The organism is Wolbachia endosymbiont (group B) of Hofmannophila pseudospretella (assembly GCF_964028515.1).
Lineage (GTDB): Bacteria > Pseudomonadota > Alphaproteobacteria > Rickettsiales > Anaplasmataceae > Wolbachia.
In genome coordinates this window covers 1,367,559-1,385,472 of the sequence record NZ_OZ034788.1, presented here as the reverse complement: position 1 = coordinate 1,385,472, position 17,914 = coordinate 1,367,559, and the positions used below count along the sequence as shown (strand labels likewise).

Below are 17,914 nucleotides of genomic sequence, written 5' to 3'. Positions count from 1 at the left end.
CTCTCTATTTTATCTACTTTAGTATCACTTCTTTCCCATTATTGTCTATCTGTTCTTTATATAGTGGGAATTGGTATAAAAATGAAGGATCTACATTAGCTATACCTTGCTCCTGATTATGATTATTAACCATTTTCTGCCTATCTAGCATCTTCCCAATACTGCTTTTGAAAGTACTCAAAAACTTCTCATTTTTCGGATAAGCTTCTTTTACGGCTGAATATAATGTACTTGGTATTTTAGAATATCTTTCGTTCCTTACATGACCTGCTATATCTGAATACACTTTAAAAAAGTCAAAACCTTTTACTGATACACCAGATTGCTTAGCTGTTTTTTTAAGTGTCTTTTTAAACTCTTCCATTATATCAAGTGTATCAGCCAGAACTTCTTCATGAGTAGCAGAACAAAACTTAGGCAGAGGATATTTTCTATCTAGGAAACTTTGTAGTAAGAGAAATCCTAAACCAACATTATTACTGATACAAACTTCGCTACTAAATTGGCTAGTACCAGCTGTATTGGAATAATTTGCTAAAATTTCAGGCAGAGCAGCTCTAAACCTACCTATAGAGTTCTTTACCCAACCAAATAAATCATTTATCCATGAAGATGCTTTTGTGCTACTGTTTCTAATATTTTCTGAAAATCTTTTATCTAAATCACTGTACTCCTTATGTCTTCTATGCCTAATTGCAACATTTTGCTGTTTATATTTGCTGAAAACATCATTATATACTTGATCCTTATACTCTCTTTTCACACTATCCACGTTTCTTGCAGCATTTATTTCCTTTTCATGATCTCTTAACACTATCCCTTTATCAGCAAATTTGATAGATAATGTTTTCATCTTAGGTGTTTTATAGAATTCACTAAGTGTAATACTGCAAAAATCATCTCTAGTAATAGTCGAATCAAAAGCATTAGTTATCATTAGATCATTATCATTACTACGAACAAACCTATAGTTTTCTCCTTTTCTAGAAATGATAAGCTCAGTACCTTCCTCCACATCTTGACCAGTTACAACAATAATCTCCTTATCCTTTTCAAATATCAAAGGTAGTGGTTTTAGTTCTAATTCAGAACTTATTTTCATAGGTATATTATTCGAGATAATATGAAGCTTTTCATACCAATTCAAACCGTCTTTTAATCTTACCATCAGCACTTCTGCTGGAAAACTTTGTCCGAATTCTGCTTCTAACTTAACTAGTAAATCATTTCCATCTTGATAAATTCTTGGCAGGCCAATATGCACTCTTAGATCATCTTGTTGTATGATTTTTATCACTTTTCGTAAATCTAATGTATCTATTGAACTTCCTTTATCAAGATTATAGATGTTTACTTCTGGTATAGAAAAAATACTATGGTCATATCTTTGCTTACCTGAAGCTATAGTAATTACGTATATATTCTCACCACCATTTTTAATCAAGTGACTGTTATGAATCGGGTTATTTTGAAGCACCTCACATTTTTCATGGCCAACAAATATATATTCATTAACAGATTGTACAGCAATAGTCATATTGAGTTTATTCGCTATAGCTGGGTAACTTTCTATAATTTCATCAATAGTTTTATTAGTACTCTGTATTGCATACAAATTTCTTTCCTTGCCTACTTTTATTTCAGCACTGTCTTTTAATTGATAGATTATATTGTTCATTATGTTATATGAGATAGATATACTAAAGTTACTATTTATTACTTTTGAGAAAAAATTGAACCTTATACTATTTTGATCTTCAACATCAATACTCTGAACATCAGCAAGCACATAGCCAAATGTAAACCTATGATTACTTTCCAAATTAGTAAGTAATTTAACAGATGCGCTACCATTTTGAGATGGTAGAATATAGCTAAAGTTACCCTTTAGTGCCATATTATCTATTTCAGTATAAGGTTTAATTATTACCTGTATATCATAGACACAGTCATTGTTTTCTATCTGTACATAATCAAGTTGATCTTCTGCACCACCATTGCCATCTACGAATTTAGTTTCACATGCACTAAATATATGATCTCCCTCAACTTTTCTGCCAAACACTCTTTCCACTGAATTAATTTTAAAACTATGATAACCATGGTGCTTATATACGGTAATACCAATGTTTGCATTTAAGTAAACATCTACAGTGACAACACCATGAGCAAATCCAGTGAGATCTAAGGTATCAATTCCACCTTCTCCGTACAAGGATCCTCCTATAAGATCTCCCTGTAAAATAAATATATCATTCTTATTTCCTCCGTAATATTCCTTAGAACCATCATTTACTACAAATATGTTTTGACTATCCTTAAATCCTCTGGCATAATCTTTACCTTCTCCTAAATCAATTAGAGTATATCCTTCTATCTTGTTATTAGATAAACCAATTGCATTTTCACATAAATATGACCCATAACTTGGCGCAGGTTCGTCATTTCCCTGCGAGAAACAAAACAATTTTCCACCACTTGGATTATCCGGTCTTGCTCTGCTCCATCTTATATCGGTCCTTTTTCTATCAAGCAATACTGTACTGTCTAAATCTATCTCAAACTTAGTTGTACATTTTTCAGCATAAAATGTCACATTAACCTTTCTAAGGCATAAAATGCTAAGTCTAGCCATATTACAGATGGTTTGTTGATATGGTACCTTACGACAAGAATCCACAGATGACTTACTAGTAGGGAATACATAGCTTTGAATATTACTATGCTCCTTCAAATACTCAAACCCTTGCTTAACTAATTGGTTATAGAGTTGTTTTTCTTCCATTAGCTCTTCTATATATTGTTCAGGTTGCATACCGATAAACGCACGTAAACCTTCAATAAACTTCTCTTTTTCAGTTAGGTGAATAATTTGATCAATCTTATCAACTTTCTTTACTGCCATGTAAACATCAGTGCCAACAAATACTACAGCGCCTATTCCTGACCCAATTGGTCCAGTAACACTTGACACTCCTTCTAATATTGCAAAACTTTCAGCTACTTCTATGCCAATCTCTGCAGCATCAACACTTAGGTAAATACTATCTCCTACTACGCCAACCAATGCTCCTTCCGTACCATTTTTAAATGCTTTTACCTGATTTACTAGATCATAGGCAATAAAGGCAGAAGTGCCACGAGCAAGAAAAGGTGATGCTGCTCTTAAAGATCTACCAAGTAATGCTTTTCCTTCTGAGAGCAAATTTAATCCTTCACGAGATGCAACTTCAGCAACTCTAGCAAATCCTTGACCACCGGCAATAAAGCCAACATTAATTGCTACACCCTGATAATCTCCGTTTAAAAAGTCAGCTAAAACATTTTTAGCCATCATTCCATGCATAGTTATGCTAGAGATTTTCTTTACTCTATTTAAATGATTCATGACCTTCTGATTATTGGAAAGCTTATTGATCAAATCACGAAACCCACCTGTAACTTCAACTTTATTTGCTAGCTCAATTAGCTGATAACGCTTATCTTTCGGTAAATCTTTTATGTAATGAAGAAACTTTTCACTATCTATTTTTATTTTACTAAAATCCCTTTTTGCATCCTCTTCTGTATTAAATTTATCTACGTCTTTCCAAGACAGTTCACATTCCCCAATCTTTGCTTCCCTTTTCCTCATTCCTGAACTTGTGTTCGGCAAACATTCTGCAACTTCACCTTTTTGATATATTTTATCAGCCATTTCTAGTGACTCTTTTGCTCTCTGGTCATTACCTAAAGCTCTATCAGCAGTAGCTAAATTTTCTAAGACTATAGCTACTTCAGGATGATCTTCTCCGTAATGCTTCTTAAAAATAGGCAAGGCCCTTTTTAGCAATTCCTTTTGTTTCTGATAATTACCTAAAGCTCCATAACTGATACTCAAATTCAATAATGTTTTAGCTACTTCAAAATGATCCTCTCCGTAATGACTCTCTAAAATAGGCAAGGCCTTTTCTATAAGATCTTTTGCTTTCTGATAATCACCTAAAATTAGATAAGCAATACCTAAATTTTCTAGAATCATCCCTATTTCAAAATGCTCTACTCCGTAATGACTCTCTAAAATAGGTAACGCCCTTTCTAGGAGCTCTGTTTGTTTCTGATAATCATCTAAAGCTCCATAAGTAATACTCAAGCTCACTAATATTTTAGCTATTTCAAGATGATCTTTTCCGTAATGATTCTCTAAAACAGGTAGCGCCTTTTCTAGCAACTCTTTCGATTTCTGATAATCACCTAAACCTTCATAAGTGATACTCAAATTTACTAGAGTTTTAGCTACTTCAAAATAATCTTCCCCGTAATGATTCTCTAAAATAAGCAGTGCTTTTTTTAGCAACCCTTGTGCTTTCTGATAATCACCTAAAACTACATAACTGATGCTTAGGTTTATTAGTGTTCTAGCTACTTCAAAATGATCTTCCCCGTAATGATTCTCTAAAATAGGTAACGCCTTTTCTAGCAGCTCTCTTGCTCTTTGAGCATTACCTAAAACTCCATAAGTGATACTAAGGTTTACTAGAACTCTAGCCACTTCAAAATGATCTGCTCCGTAATGCTTCTTTAAAACAGGTAAATCCTTTTCTAGCAACTCTTTTGCCCTATGATAATCACCTAAAGCTCGATAAGTGACACTAAGATTTACTAGTGTTCTAGCTAATTGAAAATGATCTGCTCCATAATATTGCTTTCCAATTTTTAAAGCTCTTTCTAGCAAATCTTTTGCTATTTTGTAATCACCTAAAACTACATAACTGGTGCTTAGATTTACTAATGTTTTAGCTACTTCAAAATGCTCTACTCCGTAATGCTTCTCTAAAATAGGTAAAGTTCTTTCTAGCAAATCTTTTTGTCTTTTAGGATTACCCAAGCTAAAATACCCATCACTTATCAATATTAACAAACCCTCAAGGTAATCCTCTTCTATTTTTTGTTTATCTTTCGGGTTCTTTTTTAACCAATTATCTACATGTAATAAAAATGCTTCTAAGTGTGGCAAGAATTCTCGTTTCTTGACATAATCTTCTAACTTATCACTACCATAAGGAAAGCTTGCTCTGAGTAGCTTGAAAACCTCGTCCATAACTTCCTTATCTTTACCTTCCTCTTCTAATACTATTCTTGTCACTTCTTGAACTAATTTATGAGTACTCAACACACTTTGCTTTTGTTCACCATTCACCATAGAATATTTTATAAGTAAGCGAACAGCTGACCTTAATTTCTCCTCACTACTTCCTGTCAAACCTAAAAATACTTCTCTACTAATCCTCTCAGGTGCAAGATAAGATATAATATTAAGAACCCTTAAAGCTAATTTTCCATTCTCTCTATCACTTGCTATTTTATTGGTTGTAATCTTCCAAGTTGTAAAAGTTGTTTTAGCGTAATCATTATCAATTCCCCTGAATACTTCAGAATCAAGCAAATCTTTCGTCTTCTTTTCATACTTCTCTAGGTAATCATCTATATCAAATTCTTCTGTAATTCTTTGATCTTCAATGTATGCTATCGCTTGCTGTATAGCTAAAGGAAAGCGTTGCAACTTTTCTACTAAAGCTTTTATCTTTTCATTTTGAGATTCATCTTCTATACTCAAGCTCTTTTTTACAAATTCTATCGCTTTTTCTGACTTTAGTTCGTTCAGATTAATAACTTCTATCCCTCTGCCCCACTCTTGATTACGAGAAGTAATTAAAATATAAGGTCCATTACCAACTGGTAATAAATCATGAAGTGGTAAAAATTTATTCAAATAATTACTTTTTTCGGCATCATCAAAAATAAACAAGCTTTTGCTATCACTGAAAAATTTATAAACCTCTTCTACAATATCCTGTATATCCTTTTTTTTTCCATTTGCATCTTTTGTATCAATTTTCAGTTTATCCTTCGCTAATCGAGTAAATGATTCAATAATAGATACTTCGCTTTCAGCATTAATCCATATAACATCGTTATAATAATCTTTACTATATTCTTGAATATATTCCCTAGCTAGCTCTGTTTTACCTATTCCTCCTAAACCGCTAATTGAGGTTATTTGTGATAGTATTGTTATCTTTTCTGAACTACGTTGTACTTTATTATGTAGGTCAATTAATTCTTCTTCTCTTCCAGTAAATAAACTTACTGGCTTTTTTACATCAAACCAAATGGGTTCCCTTACTTGTTGTCCTGCTATAATTAAACTATGTATTTCATCAAGCTTTTTATCTACTTTCTCAAAGCTTTCTCTACTTTCTTTTCTTTCCTCTGCAATAGAATCTGCTATCTCTTGACTAGCTTGCTGATGTTGACTGATTAATTCATCAAGGACTCTCTTAATCTCATTTTGATTACTTTCTATGTAACTTGATAACTCATTAAAATTCTTACCTATATAATCCTCTAATTCATTAACTTTCTTTTCAGCTTCCTGTTTCATTTCTTCTTTGAAATTGCTTAGTAACCTCTCTTTGACTAACTTTGGATCTTGCTTATTAAGCTCATCCAATAATTTACCTTCCCATTTTTCCTCATCTGACTTTAAAATATACCTATATTCTTCTCTAGGAGGTTTTTCTTCACTGTACTCTCTCACGAATTTTTTTATTTTATTTTCTAACTCCCATTCAAAAAGAAGACGATAACCATATTTGCTAGTATCACTCTTTCCATCTCTTTTCCTGTAGTATTTATCAGCACTACCATCACTCTTTATTGTTACTAACCCTGCTTTATCAAATAATTCTGCAGTATTCCATGAATTTAAATTTTTACTTTCTAACGTATGTCCTGATTTAATATGAGGAACACCAATAGAAGTTTGTTTGTATTTTTTTGACTCTCCTAAAATGATACCCTCAGTAATTGAGAAAGCACAAAACTCCTTGGCGTTATTTTGTCTATAGTAATCAACCACTCTACTTACAGCATCTTTTGCTAACTTTGCCATTGCTCTCTGCCAACTCCCGTCTGCTTTAACTTGCACAAATTGGCTCTCAAAAGCTTGAAAGATCTCAATACCAGATTTTACTAACTCTTCCCTAACTTTAACCGGATCTTTTTTAAAGATATACAATTGATCTATCAGCTTTTTTAGCTCTTCTCTATTATAATAACTACCAATGCCAGATATTGCTTCTTGAAGAACGCTAATTCCAATAAGAGGAATTACCTTTGATTCCCTTTCTCCTTGTTCTGTTCCACTTTTTCCTGTCCTTGTCACTCTATTAATAAAATCAGCCCATTTACCTGGCTTTCCTTTTTGATTTTCTAATCTCTCATAGTACTCTGACAAAGATCCTTCATAAATAAAAACAAAATCTTCAACAAAACGTCTTAATTTTTCATGTACTTCTTTTTCTTGCTCAGAAAGTCTTTCTACTTGATTAGAAGATTTATTTAAATGTTCTTCTAAAGTAGAGATGATCTTTTCCTTATTTGGTTGTGTATTACTTCTAGCAATATCCAATGGAGTTTTACCGTCCTTATTTTTAATATTCATCTCTGCTTTTTTACTTAGGAGTAATCGTACTAATTCTTCATCATCTTCAGAAACAGCAATATGTAAGGAAGTATCACCTTGATTGTTTTGAATGTTAGGATCTATACCAGGCACATTCAAAAGAAATTCGACAATGTCTGGATGTTTTTTGCTTACAGCAACATGTAGTGGTGTATTACCAATATCATTGAGATCAATATCATTAATATTTTGCACTTGAGTAAGTAATCCTTCAATTTCACTAATTTTATTTAGCTGAGGATTACCCGTTCTATGCTCACGTATCGCAAGAAACAACTTGGCAATGTTAATATCACTAGGGTTATATTGACGCTTTATTCTATTTTTAAGCTGCAAAGATTTCTCTTCTTTCTGTAACTTAACTGATTGTGGATCAATATTTACCTTTGGCATAAAATCCCTTCTATTTCACATAAAATCTAAAGATCTTGTTACATGCTAGTAAATAAAATTGGCGGTGCAAATGGTTTTTATTATTTTATTTAAGCTTTTGAGCTGAGCTTGTAGAAAAGCTTTATTCTATCTTTAAATTATCTCAGTTTTTCTTTATTACTATTAAATAAATTAGAATTGATCTAGTATTATATTTTGCTAAAAATTCAATAAAATAACCATTTCCAATCACCCAAAACCACTATTGTGAGAAGAGTTTGTTTTGGAATGAATTGGTCTACCAACTGATCCATACGAACTTTTTAATATAGTGATTTCATTATACGCTAAAACTAGCCATATTAGCCTACTTCAGCTAAATTCACATATGAACTGTTTTGCTTAAGCTTATGGAAATAATTTAAATCTTCTATTTTTATAACCTTATTTTTACGCAACGTGTTCTCACAAATATATGACCTTTTTTGCAATTTCAGAAGAGTCAATAATTCAATTCCTTATAACACTAATTAGTATGGTCTTTTCATTAAATTTATCCTCTCAAAAAGACTGTGCTTTATCCATCTACTTTAATGGTATCATAATATTTTACACCTAAACCTATTCTATAAAAATTCACAATAGGAATTAGTAAACAAATTATGTTCAAATCAATTGAACTTATGACATATAGTACATACAATGTATTATCTGTTTATTTTAGTAGGGGGTATAGGTATGTTTAGTTTAAAGCAGGTAGTACAATATAATTTATTTGATAGTAACGACCTTGAAGACATTTCATCTTGTGAATTTGCACATTTTCCTGAAGAGGTATTTGAGATTAGCAGTGAAGAAAATCAAGCAATAGATAGTTTGAAAAGTAAAATAGAAAATCTACAACAAGAAAATTTTGATCTTAAAAAAAATGTAGAGTTACAAAAACACTATAAGAAAAGAGTAGAAGAGTATTACGAAGAAGTAAGTGAACTTACCAGAGAAATGCAAACCCTAGAAGGGAAAATTAAAAGGCTTGAAGTTGAATTACAAAGAAGGACGAGAAATTTAACTGAAAATGATCAAGACATCGAACAGCTAAAACAGAAAGTAGAAATATTATTATTAGAAACTCAGAACAAAAGTAATATAATTAAGAACTTAAATAATCAATTAAAAGAGGCAAAGAATGAAATTCAGTTAACAAACAAAATAAATGAAGAGTTACAGCAAAAACTGGTTTTGACTGAAGATGAGTTAAATAGAGTAAGAAAAGAAAGTACAGTGCTGATAAACAGTATAGAGGATTTGAAAGGTAATTATGAAAATCAGATATTAGAAAAAGAGAAGGAACTTAATGATGTAAGAGATCAATTTTATATTTATTCATCAGAGTATAAAGAACTATTTGCAGAATTCAATAGACTGCAGAAGGAAAACGAAAGTTTAAAACAGAAAAATTTCTATATTAGTAATGAAGTGTCTCTTGCAGATGAAATAAACAAAGAAAACGTAAGAGAAGAAATAGCAAAGCTTCAGTTTGTACCTGAAGTGAAAATTAAACATATTATTGATAATAATGACCAAGAATCAACCTTACCGGATAGAGAAGCAGAAAATTATCGAACAAGTGAAGATAGAAACCTTGAAAATAATGATTTCGAGATTGGAGTATGGAATGAAGCTGACGATGAAAGTAGCGATGACCAGAAATCAACCTGGCTATATGGAAAAACAGAAAATTGTCGAATAAGTGAAGATAAAAACCTTGAAAATAATGATTTCCCAATTGAAGTATGGAACGAAACGGATAGTGAAAGTGACGATGACAACAATGTTAGCCCTTGCCCTGATTATGATGAAAGTTTTGGTAGGCGTTACAGTCAACTATTCTATGATGAAGCCATAATTCATAAAGAAAAAGATACTTTTGTTTTAATTCGTCAAAAAGACTCTTTTTCTTTAGCGAAAGTAAAACCGAATACAAGAGAAGAAGAAAAGTATGAAAGTATTTGGCAAAAAATAAATAAGATCCATGATTATCTGGACATTTTAGGTTACTCTGGTAGCGAAGAAGATTATGAGAAGTGCGAAAAAGAACTTGATAAAGTTATAAACGAAGCACTGAAACAAGGAATAATGTTCACTTTTCCATATAAATCTGATATGTCCTTGATAGATCGTATAGCTGACACATTCCCAAAGCTATATTTATCTGCTGACACTACTCAAATTTATGAGTTTTTACACAAGAAAAAAATATTTCAGATAATATCAGAAGGTGCATCTTTAAACAGATTTAGCGATGAAGAGCATGGAGATGTAGTAAACGTAATTTGTTCAGATAAAGATACCTTAGGTCAGCGAAAAGCAAACCTTTCAAAGCTGAAGGAGTTAGCACTTGAAAGTATTATAAGTAAAAGTGAGCAAATTGATAAACATGACTTTGAACTAGAAATAGATAATGGATATTTTTGTATAGATTACCCACAAAATAGTACTATTGAAGTTGCAAAGATATTCAATAATCAGAAAGCTAAAGATTTAAATCTAAATATTGGTGTACTTCAAGTTGGAAAAAGTATAATTAGAGTTGAAAATATAGGGGAAAGGAGAAATTATACGGACGTTTTAGAAGGCATCATTGAAATGTCTTTTTCTACTGAAATAGGAGAGATCAGTATATATCTATGCCCTAATGAGGAAGATAGTAATAAAATAGAGGTGAGGCTTATCGATGAAGTAAGGTTTAATAAGTTAGAGAATAAATCAAATTTAGGACAAAATTGTCTTTTAGGGGGAGAAAGTGTTTTGACAGCCATAGAAAATGGGTATTTCGAAAGAAATAGTAGTGCTTTTAAAGAGTTAGGTAAGACTATTAGAAAGTCAGATTGTACAATGGAAAATCCATCTAGCTTTGTAGAAGAAGTTAATAGAAATCAGCTACTAAAAGTAAATGCAAGAGCTTATGGTAGGGGATTATGATAGTTAATATATATTAAGATATAGAAACCAGGAGGGTTAAGATGCGTTTTAATTTAGAGCCGGGAGGTGCTTTTTGTGATGGTAAAAATAAGCTTGTAACTGTCAAAATAAATGATAAAGAAAGGATTAGCTTACCTACTAAAGCTTATTTTTCTTACGGTTATCGGGAACGTTCAATGATTTCATTATACGCTAAAATCATCTATATTGGCTTACTTCTGTTAAATTTACATACGAACTGATTTGCCTAAGTTTATGGAAACAATTTAAATCTTCTATTTTTACAACCCTATTTTTACACGGCTTGTTCTCACAAATATACGATCTTTTTTATGTTTTTTGAAAAAGTAAACATTCAAGATTTTTATGACGCTAATTTTTAGTATGTTTCTGGAGCTAAGGTGATTATTAATAACCTTACATAAAGTATAAAAAATATATAAATCTTGATTTTTCTATTTAAATATTTAATAATTAAAGTATATTATTATTTTTAACACTAGGAGGTAATTATGAGTTTAGCAGATAAGCAGGTGCTAGAAGCTGAAAAACTTAAGAAGAAAAATAAGCTACTACATGACTTTTTAAACGAGAATAATATAGGTGCATTAGTTAGTATATGGGAAAAAAATGAAAATGTACGTGATAAGTTTAATAATCAAAAAAGCTTACAAGAGCAATATCCAGAATATGCTCGTATTCTAATTGATAAAGCTAATAAAGTGAAAAAAGAAATTTTCCTACATAACCACAAACCATTAATTAATGCTTTATCAATATATTATAATAGATATGATATTAAAGAAATGACATTTGATGATATGAAGAGATTTTTTGACAGCCACAGAAATGACTTTAGGGAAAAATTAGGAAATGGAGGAATAACTCTGAGTAACTTTATCGATTTTGAAGATGTTAATGAAAAACACATTCCTCAATTGAAAGTACTGGCATTTGTAGAAATCGATGAACCTTGTCTGAGACCACCAAGCACTTATCTTACGGAGGTTACGATAATTCAACCTTATCAGCATCAAAGCCTAGCGATAACTAGATGAACCTAACTTAGGAGCTAACCAACAAGTAAATGAAGATTTGCAGAAGTGTTAAATTTTACGGTTCTGTCACATCTATAACTCCTATAATCCCAGCTTTAATAATCTTCTTTTCTATGGTTTATAAATGCGACAGAACCCATGAAAGTAGCTGACACTGGGATGACACCCTTAGCACAACGCTATAACATAAATCGTACTTTTGGTGGAACATACACCTGTACGAACATTGTGATACAACAGACCAAGGAAAATGTCATCCGAGTATAGGATTTTATCATCTTACTGAATGGATAATACAACAACTGCTTGATCATTTAAGTCTTGAAACCACTTAGGTTTACATTCATCTAAGATGTTTTCAATATTTATAAAAATTTTCAGTAGAGTTTAGAGAAGAAGTAAAAACCTTAACTCTATTTTAAACTGATAACATTACCAAATTCAGTGCTTGTCACATCACTCAGTACTGAACTTGCTTTATATGAACAGTAGCACCCAATTGCAATGCAAACAGATGCAGCTACAGCAAATGAAATACATATTTCTAAATTCGATACTGTTAAACATGAACCAACAGCAAACGCTCCAGATAACACAAAAGAGGAAGAAGCATAGTTATACCAATTCCCACTATATAAAGAACAGATAGACAATAATGGGAAAGAAGTGATACTAAAGTAGATAAAATAGAGAGGTATAAATGGCATTAAGGTCAAAACTATTAGACGAAAAAGTTGTAAATTTGGCGAAAGAAATGTTAAAAAAGGTCAGAAATAACGCATATGTTTCAAAAAAGTTACAAGCGGTGATAGCAGGAAAAGAAAGTAGTATAAGCGCTGTGGCAAGAATATGTAAAATTTCAAGGACTGCTTTGACTGAATGGATAAAGCATCTAAAATTTGGTAGAGTAGAAAGATTATTTTCCCCGTCTCAGCGGCGAAGAAAAAGCAAATTAAACAAAAATCAACGTGAGCAAATTGAAATATGGGTAGAAAGAAATCCAAATATTACTATTAAGGAAGTGCAAATAAAAATCTCAGAGGAATTTGGCCTAAACATTAGCAAATCAACAGTGCACCGTGAGATACAAAGGATGAAGTTTTCTTACATAACACCGAGGCCAATTCACCATAAACAAGATAAAAACAAGCAAGAAGAGTTTAAAAAATACTTCAATAAAATAGTCAATTCCCACCCTGAAAAGGAGGTATTTTTTTGATGAATCACGATTTGGAACTCATTCAAAAATCGGACACGGATGGTTTAAAAAAGGGGTCAGAACACAGGTTAAAATGAAAATTGGTAGACAAAATTTCTATATCTACAGTGCGGTAAATCCAAGAAGTGGTAAGAAAATTAGCCTACTTGCTCCATATGTAAACACTGATTGTATGAATATATTTCTGGAGCAGATGTCGAAAGATTTAGGCACGAAAGAAGCCTTTCTTGTAATGGATTGTGCAAGTTGGCATAGATCAAAAAGTTTGAAAATTCAGGAAAACATTACCATCATATACTTGCCTCCTTATTCACCGGAACTGAATCCTGTTGAAAGGTTGTGGCAATATATCAAATACAATACTTTACGCAATAGTATCTACGATACCATAGGTTTACTTGAAGATGTTTTGTGTAATTTTATTGTCAATATTTCCAGTACTACTATTAAACGAGTTTGTAATGTTTCTTATTTGTTCGGTCAGTAATGGATTTTGGTATAAGTCGAGCTACTTGATCAGTGAAAGTGTGAATTCTTTCTTGATTATCCTGCCTTACTTGTCTCAACTCCCTTTCTAACTGTGAAATTTTGCTAGTATCTCTTGTTCTTTCGTTTACGACCTTATTCAGCTCTTGCTCTTTTTCTGCAAGTTGAGCCTTTGTTCTTTCAAGTTCACCTTCCAGGTTTTCAAGTCGCTGCAATTCTTGAGCAATAAGCCCATCGTTTATTTCCGGAGCAACATTATGTGCATTTGCTGAAGACTGTTCTACAGTTGCAGGAAATTTCTCAATTAGATAATTTTTAATAGATTCGATTAGATTATGAACATTCCTCAACGCAGCAGTAACAATTGCATGATTTATGAAACAGTTATCTTTCACTAATTCTTTCACACTATCCAAATCTTTTTTATCAATAGTATCAGTTAATCGCTCTTTAATAGTTCGTTCAATTATTTGCTTTACCCATTGATTTCGTTCTATAGCTGGTATTGGTTTTATTTGACTAAAATCTAGCTCCTTATGTTTTAAAAGTTTAGTCAATACTTCCTCGTTGTCTTGTATTATTCCTTGTAAACATGATTTGATAATCAGGCTAAGTGGTGTTTCTATTTCTCCATTGAAATTTCTGTTCCAACAATTAGGGTTGAGATCTTGATTTAATAGTATTTTTGCTTGGTCAATCTTTCTACCAGAAAGAGCATTTAATAATTCTTTTCCTGTTTGTGCTTTTTGTATTTCTATTGTAAGATATGAAAACTTCTTTTTTTGTATTCGCCCTATTTTTTCAATATGTTCCTGAGGAGTATAAAAAAAACATTGTTGGTAAGATGGATTGTCTATAAAAACTGCTCTAAACCCATCATATCGAGGTTCAAGATATTCATCTTTCAGAAGAAGGACTCTATTTCTCACGTTTGTATCAATACTAGAATGTCTCAGTAAAATCTCTACAAAACTTCTATTTTCCATAAGAAAAGCTAGATGTAGAGCTGTATTGCGTTCTTTAGTTTCTTGAATATTAACATTTAAATTCTGGTGCTGTAAAAGCAAAGTCATCATTTTTAAGTTTGTAGGACTATCATCACCATTCACGATAATAGTCATTAATGATGTATATCCATTATCAAACGCATTAACATTTGCACCTTCTGCCAGAGCTTGCTTAAAATTTTCTAAATTTTCATCATCAATAGCTTTAAATAATTTTGCTGTTGATTGTCCTGAAGTTGTTTGATTTTGAGATCGTAATCCTACATCACTAACAACCCTTCTTCCAAAATCTACATTATTTTGCGAAAGCATACTAAATTCCCCCCAATCTATAATTCATTAACATAATTATCAAAAAACAAAGAAAATTGTAAGGAGTTTAATTAAAAATTTTAGAACTAATTATGATTCCAAAAATTTTTCTGCATCAAGTGCAGCCATGCACCCTGTACCTGCTGCAACTACTGCCTGACGATATACCTTATCTTGAACATCACCAGCGGCAAATACCCCTTCCCTACTGGTTAGAGTTGTTCCAGGTTTCGTAATTATATAACCTTGCTGGTCCATTTCAACAAAGCCCTTAAAAATACCTGTATTTGGTGCATGCCCAATTGCAATGAACACTCCATCTACTTTCAATTCCTGGGTTTTATTGATGTCTGTCGATTTAATTGTAATGCCAGTAACTTTTTTAGGATTTTCTTCTCCAAGAATCTGCTCTACGGTATGATTCCATATTACCTTTATCTTATCATTTTTAAAGAGCCTGTCTTGCATTACTTTCTCTGCTCTTAACTTATCACGCCTGTGTATCAGTATAACTTCTTTAGCAAATCGAGTTAAAAATATTGCCTCTTCAACTGCGGTATTTCCACCACCAATCACAGCTACAACTTTATTCCGAAAAAATGCGCCATCACAAGTTGCACATGCTGAAACCCCATAACCTTGAAATTTCTTTTCACTCTCCAGGCCAAGCCACTTCGCTTGCGCACCAGCTGCGATTATAATTGCATTCGAATAGTAGTCACTAACATTACCACAAGATCTAAATCTATACTCATTAGAATCCTCAAGTTGTTCAACGCTTTTTATTTCGTCATTTATTACCCTTGCCCCCACCTTCTCTGCATGCAACCTCTTTTGTTCCATGAGTTCTGGACCTTGTATAGAAACAAAACCTGGATAGTTTTCAACATCCGTAGTAATTGTAAGCTGACCACCAGGTTGCATTCCTGTGACTACAATTGGCTCTAAATTTGCACGTGCTGCATATATAGCAGCAGCATAACCCGCTGCTCCAGATCCAATAATAAGAACTTTTGTACTCAATTTACAATTCTGCACTGTGTGAGTTTAGATAATCAGCCACTCCTTCATCGCTTGCCTGCATCGCAGGCTTGCCTTTTTTCCACCCTGCTGGACATACTTCACCATGCTCTTCATTATGTTTTATTGCATCAATAATTCTAATAAACTCATCGACATTACGTCCTAAAGGAAAATCATTTATCGATTGATGACGCACAACAAATTTATCATCAATAACAAAAGTTGCTCTTAGTGCAATTGAGTCATCATATAAGACCCCATAGTCTCTTGATATAGACTTTTTGATATCAGACACTAAAGTGTAGCTAACCTCTCCAATACCACCATCATTAACTGGAGTGTTTCGCCATTTATAGTGTGAAAATTTTGAATCTATACTTATTCCTATCACTTCAACATTACGTTTTGAAAAATCTTCTATTTTGTTGCTAAATGATATCAACTCAGTTGGACAGACAAAAGTAAAATCAAGTGGATAGAAAAAAAGGACAGCATACTTATCCTTTATATGTTTACTTAAACAGAAATCATCAACTATTTTTCCATTAGCGAGAACAGCCGAAGCAGTAAAATCGATAGCGGATTTTGTTACAAGATTCATAACTAACCTATTCATTTTCAATATCTACAATTTTATACCTTGATACATTTACATGCAAGTTTTCTTTAGCCCCAATCCTATAAAAACTTCCTCTTATGGCTGTAAAAATGTTATGATAAGAGCTAATTTTCATGAATAGGGAAATACCAAAATATTACTATCTTCCATCTTTTCTGTTTTCAATTCGTGCAACCATTTCTTTTACACTTACATTCGTGGAAGGTAAATTTTTGCTGGCAAGATGGTTGATCGAAGATTTTTTATTCCCTACTGGAAATGAACGAGATTGTTTTCTCTTCACACTGATATCCGTTTGTGTTACTGAAGTAGTTTTGTTTTCAGCAGGCAACACGTTCTTTACTTGATTTCGCTCAAATCTTTCTTTTAATGCCTTTACTTTACTACTCTCGCGAGTCACTTCTTTTTTCATAGCAACTACTAGTACTTTTGGTCCATCAGCTTTTTTTGCTGATTCTTTACCATCTTGATTTTTAGATTTTAGTGGTAGTATAGGGTTACTCTCAGCTAATTTTTCTACTACTATTTTTCGCTCTGTGCTTACTTTTTCGCCTAAATCTTTAGGCTTTGGTGGTACTGCAGGTTTATCTTTTTTCGGTTCTTGTCTAATTTTTTGATTGGCAGTAAACATTTTCTCTGGTACTAGTGGTACTCTTGGTGGTTTTGGTGGTGCAAGAGATTGAAGTTGTTGTTTCTTCCTATGTTCTCTTTTTGCTTCTATATGTTCTTTAGAGATTGTTGCATAAATCGGCTCCTCTTTAATTGATTGTAGATTACGCAAATCTTTTGTTAAAGATTTACTTTTTTCCTCTTGATAATTTGATATTTCTTCATACTCAGGATCTTCGTTTAATGAACCTCCATAACCTGAATCTTCTCGTTCATATAAGAGATTTTTCTTTTGCTGTCTATTTTCTAAATTTATTCCATATGACCTATATTTATCTTGACTTCTTTCTATTCGCTCTAAATCTGAAATTTTTTGAATAACATCTGTATATTCGATTGCTGTTCTAACAGTTGAAGGAGGCAATTTATCTTTTATAAAATTACTTATATTCCTAATCGAAACATCTCTTCCTAATATTCTATTGAATATCCTAAGAATTAATGGCTTTTTATTTGCCTTCTTTACACCATTATTCAAGTCATCACGTATAACAAGCTTAGCTACATCTTCTGCCTTATCTGTAAAACCCTCTAAAGCATGAGATAAATCTGTTACTGTTTTACCATATTGTTTCTCTGAATTTCCTAGCTTTATAGCTTTGATCAGAGAATCGAGATTTTTTTTATAATCCTCACTTTTAAATGGATCATTCATACTAA

Annotated in this window: 10 protein-coding genes; 4 read left to right on the top strand and 6 right to left on the bottom strand. The window is 32.2% G+C overall.

What is annotated here, in order from left to right; genetic code table 11:
* Nucleotides 1-13: 13 nt before the first annotated feature.
* Entirely contained in the window at nucleotides 14-7,900 is a 7,887-nt protein-coding gene (locus tag ABWU24_RS06675; RefSeq protein WP_353274633.1) for a tetratricopeptide repeat protein, read from the bottom strand.
* Between the two features lie 717 nt (nucleotides 7,901-8,617).
* On the opposite strand from ABWU24_RS06675, the gene ABWU24_RS06670 reads away from it, so the two are divergent.
* From ABWU24_RS06670 to ABWU24_RS06660, 3 genes are all read left to right on the top strand, one after another.
* Entirely contained in the window at nucleotides 8,618-10,861 is a 2,244-nt protein-coding gene (locus ABWU24_RS06670) for a hypothetical protein (RefSeq protein WP_341815969.1), read from the top strand.
* Between the two features lie 41 nt (nucleotides 10,862-10,902).
* Nucleotides 10,903-11,103, top strand: coding sequence for a hypothetical protein (locus ABWU24_RS06665; protein WP_041581408.1), 201 nt, complete (start codon nucleotides 10,903-10,905; stop codon nucleotides 11,101-11,103).
* 270 nt (nucleotides 11,104-11,373) lie between these two features.
* Nucleotides 11,374-11,919 carry a hypothetical protein gene (locus ABWU24_RS06660; RefSeq protein ID WP_341815968.1) on the top strand — a complete coding sequence of 182 codons (546 nt, stop codon included), beginning with the start codon at nucleotides 11,374-11,376 and terminating at the stop codon, nucleotides 11,917-11,919.
* Nucleotides 11,920-12,332: 413 nt separating this feature from the next.
* Here ABWU24_RS06660 and ABWU24_RS06655 read toward each other — a convergent pair whose 3' ends face one another.
* Nucleotides 12,333-12,626: a hypothetical protein gene (locus ABWU24_RS06655; RefSeq protein ID WP_353274631.1), complete on the bottom strand. Its 294-nt coding sequence runs from the start codon at nucleotides 12,624-12,626 to the stop codon at nucleotides 12,333-12,335.
* Here ABWU24_RS06655 and ABWU24_RS06650 point away from each other — a divergent pair.
* Nucleotides 12,620-13,625, top strand: a protein-coding gene (locus ABWU24_RS06650) for an IS630 family transposase (RefSeq protein ID WP_353274215.1) whose coding sequence is annotated in 2 segments (ribosomal slippage) — nucleotides 12,620-13,129 and nucleotides 13,131-13,625 — 1,005 coding nt in all. Because the reading frame shifts where the segments join, the coding sequence is not laid out codon by codon here. The two genes, ABWU24_RS06655 and ABWU24_RS06650, sit on opposite strands and share 7 nt — an antisense overlap.
* On the opposite strand, the gene ABWU24_RS06645 is transcribed toward ABWU24_RS06650, so the two are convergent.
* The 4 genes from ABWU24_RS06645 to ABWU24_RS06630 all read right to left on the bottom strand — a co-directional run bounded on the left by ABWU24_RS06645 (nucleotide 13,585) and on the right by ABWU24_RS06630 (nucleotide 17,909).
* Complete coding sequence (locus ABWU24_RS06645) at nucleotides 13,585-14,943, bottom strand: ankyrin repeat domain-containing protein (RefSeq protein WP_353274629.1); 1,359 nt, start codon at nucleotides 14,941-14,943, stop codon at nucleotides 13,585-13,587. The two genes, ABWU24_RS06650 and ABWU24_RS06645, sit on opposite strands and share 41 nt — an antisense overlap.
* 90 nt (nucleotides 14,944-15,033) lie before the next feature.
* On the bottom strand, nucleotides 15,034-15,981 hold the full coding sequence (gene trxB, locus ABWU24_RS06640) for a thioredoxin-disulfide reductase (RefSeq protein ID WP_135352830.1): 948 nt from the start codon (nucleotides 15,979-15,981) through the stop codon (nucleotides 15,034-15,036).
* The gene (locus ABWU24_RS06635) at nucleotides 15,968-16,567 is read right to left on the bottom strand and encodes a peroxiredoxin (protein ID WP_015588541.1); all 600 of its coding nucleotides are present in this window, start codon (nucleotides 16,565-16,567) and stop codon (nucleotides 15,968-15,970) included. The genes trxB and ABWU24_RS06635 overlap by 14 nt, the downstream gene beginning before the upstream one ends.
* Before the next feature lie 157 nt (nucleotides 16,568-16,724).
* Nucleotides 16,725-17,909, bottom strand: coding sequence for a hypothetical protein (locus tag ABWU24_RS06630; RefSeq protein WP_341815966.1), 1,185 nt, complete (start codon nucleotides 17,907-17,909; stop codon nucleotides 16,725-16,727).
* Nucleotides 17,910-17,914: the final 5 nt, after the last annotated feature.